2 protein-coding genes are annotated in these 3,718 nt (G+C 35.0%); both read left to right on the top strand.

The features are described 5' to 3' along the window. Positions 1-1,720: Ig-like domain-containing protein (locus GSY74_RS00295; RefSeq protein WP_223157412.1), on the top strand; the 1,720-nt coding region annotated here is incomplete at its 5' end. Further along, positions 1,720-3,718 (top strand): hypothetical protein (locus GSY74_RS00290; protein WP_223157411.1); only part of this gene is annotated, 1,999 nt, incomplete at its 3' end. The genes GSY74_RS00295 and GSY74_RS00290, both read left to right, overlap by 1 nt.

The following is a 3,718-nucleotide window of genomic DNA, read 5'->3' as shown; positions in this document are numbered from 1 at the left end:
TGGAGATAACAATATGAGTAAGTCAGGTTCAGCCTATATCTTTAAAACTACTAACAATGGTGATAGCTGGACAGAAGTACAAAAGATAGTAGCCAGTGATCGTGCAAAAGATGATTATTTTGGTCTCTCTGTAGCAATCTCTGGAGATTATGCAATTGTTGGAGCTATCTGTGAAGATGAAAATGCCTCTGGAAATAACAATATGATTAACTCAGGTTCAGCCTATATCTTTAAAACTGCTAACAATGGTGATAGCTGGACAGAAGTACAAAAGATAGTAGCTAGTGACCGTGCAATGTATGATAATTTTGGTAACTCTGTAGCAATCTCTGGAGATTATGCCATTGTTGGAACACCTGAGCCTAATACTTATACAGGTTCAGCCTATATCTTTAAATTTAGCTTAAAGCCAACACTAAGTTCTCTTAGCCCAACAGATAATGCAACAGGAGTTTCAAGAACAGCAAACTTGGTCATTACCCTTAGTGAAGATATAGTCAAAGGCACAGGCGATATCGTTATCAAAAAAACTACAGGAGATGTAATTGTAGAGACTATTAATGTAACAGGTGGATTGGTAACTATCAGTGGTGCTGAAGTGACTATTAACCCAAATACAGAGTTAGATTATGCTACTGAGTATTATGTACAGATACCAGACACTGCACTAAAAAATAGTAAAGATGATTATTTTTATGCAGGTATTACAGATAAAACCAGTTGGAGTTTTACTACGGTAGCTAACCAAATCCCAACAATCACAGGAACGACAGCAAATCAAGCAGTCGATGATAATGCGACTATCAAACCATTTAGCACTATAGTGTTAAAAGATGTTGATAATGATGATATAAATTTAACTATCTCGTTGGATGATAATGAAAAAGGAACACTCTCTAGTTACACTATAGCCAGAGGAGGTTTATTGACTGTTCAAACAGCTTTACAAAATATAGTTTTTACACCTAGCAATGATCGTGTATCAGGAGGAGATAGTGAAACTACAACTTTTACAATAAGTATAAATGATAGTTATGTAACTATTGTAGATAATAATACTACCGTGATTAGTACAAATATAGCTACTCCAATACTTAGCAATATTACAATCTCCCAAGGTAATGCAGACTATACCTCAAAAGTTAGCTACACCCCAACAGCTGGAAATAGCTTGGTTTATCATCTTGTTAATTCATCTATCAATGTACCTGGACTCAATGGTACTTTGCCAGATGGGACAACTCCCTATACCAGTGGAGCAGATATTCCAAATGCTGAAGTGGGACAATATTTGGTTGTTTATGAGGTTGATTCGAGTGGAGAGATAGTTGGATTTTATCAACAACAACTCTCTGTATATAATATTAAACCAAAAACACCTGTAACGATAACTGATGGTAATGTGACAACTACTGATGGTAAATTCAAAGAGGATGTAGTAGCAGGTACAAAACCGATTGTATATTCAGCTACACCCGAAGAGTATAAAGAGATTATGGTTAATCGAGCTACTTATGCCATATTTAGTGACGGTAATCACGATGGAAAATTAAGCATAATGAAAAAAGTAGGTGATGCTTGGGAGTATGTCCAAGAGGCGTATAGTACCAATGCTGTTACCAAGATTGCCGTTAGAAAAAAAGGTCGTTCAGGTATGTCTGTGAATTATATAGATGGCACTATGCCTACAACCTCAATATTTAGTAAAGGAGATTTATAATGAAAAATTTCAGTAAAATAGTTATGAGTATCGCACTACTTAGTGTTGGCTCATGGGCAGTAGAAAATATAACACCATCACAGCTAGATGAAAATAGTAAAAATATAGTGAGTACTAATGATATTTATGACAGAATCTATACAATTTATCAAGATGGAAATGATGCAGATGCTACATATAAGCGTGGGCAGTTGCTTAAACATATTAGTGGTACAAACTATGAGATAGTACCTTCTTATATAAGTAATCAACCAAATTATATCTCATCCTATAACTTTGGACAAAGCAGTATGAAGTTTGATTCAAATAACAGGTTGCATATTGCTTATATTGATGAAGATGAAGGTTATCCCATGTTAACTTATCAAAGATACAATCCATCTGATACAAATACTAATCATGGTTGGGAGACAAGAGACACTTTCCTTAATGGATTGGATAAAGATGATAGTGAACTTACACCAAATGTAACCGATTTGGCAATGGATTTGAATGGTAGTAATATCCCATTGATAAGCTATATTGATGAGAGTAATAGTAAACTCTATGTTAGATACCTAAGCGATAGTGGTACAGATAGTGATTTTAGTGATGATGTTTTTGAAACACTTGCAGATTCAGATGGATTTTTGACAACGACTGATATGGATATGGTAATTGATAATAATGTACCATATATTGCCTATCAAGATGATACAACTAAAAAACTGTCAGTGATAAAACATAATGGTTCAACTTGGAGCTTGGTGGATGCAAATATATCTGTGGGAGATGCTACAAATATTACTATCTATAAGGAGGAGGATGGTAACTTATATCTCTCTTACTTGGATGCTGAATTAAGCAAAACAGTTGTCAAAAAACTTAGAAGATATCTACCTATCACGGTTGTAGAGCATAGAACAGAAGTGATAGATATAAGTGTAACGGGAGCAACCAATATAACATTTTCACTAGATGGAGATGATAAAGATAAGTTTGTTATATCAAATGATGGTAATTTGACTTTTGCTACAGCACCTAATTTTGCATCTCCTGAGGATAACAATAGTGACAATGTCTATGAGGTAACTGTAAAAGTTGCAGATAGTGATAGTAACATTATTTTAGAAAAAGATTATAATGTTATTGTGACAGGGGTAGAGGATGCTCCAATCATTAACCCAATAGCAAATATCTCTAAAAATACCAACTTTAGTGATTTTAACATCACAATTGATGGAATTGTTGATTTAGATAGAGAGGATTTGAATATCAGTTTTGAGACCAATGATACAAGCATCATCAGACTCTCTAAAAATTGGGATAACAATGTGAGTTATGCTGACTATTTTGGAAATGAGTTTAATTTAACTGTATCATCAGAAGTTAACCGAAGTGGTGTTACAGAGGTAAATCTTACTATTAGTGATGGTGTAGCTACTATTTACAGAGAGTTTAATATTACAGTAAAAGATATGACACCTGATAGCTTTAGTTTTACAGATAAAACTAGTCAAGCTAGGTCAACTGTGGTAGAGTCAAATAGTGTAACTGTAACTGGTATTGATGATGGTATAACTATTTCGATAACAGGTGGAGAGTATAGAATCAATGGAGGAGCTTGGACGGATGTAAATGGAACAATTGACAATGGTGATAGCGTTACGGTTAGATTAACAAGCTCTAGCTCTTATGGTACAGTTTCGACTGCTACTTTGACGATTGGGGATACTACAGAGAGCTTTTCGGTGAAAACGGGGTCTGCACCACCAGTAGTTATACCTCCATCAGGTGGAGGAGATGGTTCTGCACCGACACCAGTTGAAGAGCCAGAAGAGGAGTCCAATGATATTGTTAGTGGAGATGGTAAAAAAGATGAGACTACAGCTAGATTTGATGATAATATGGATGTGGATATTGATAAAACAGAAGATACCACAATAGCAACGATGGCGATAGAGGATAAAAAAATAGAAGTAGCTGTTCATGATAGTGGAACGATGGAAGGGAAGATAG

The sequence above is a fragment of the Sulfurovum sp. bin170 genome (assembly GCF_010892395.1).
In the GTDB taxonomy this organism is placed as follows: Bacteria; Campylobacterota; Campylobacteria; order Campylobacterales; family Sulfurovaceae; genus UBA1140.
Note: the sequence above shows the minus strand (reverse complement) of the source record. Positions and strands in the feature narration are given on the sequence as shown.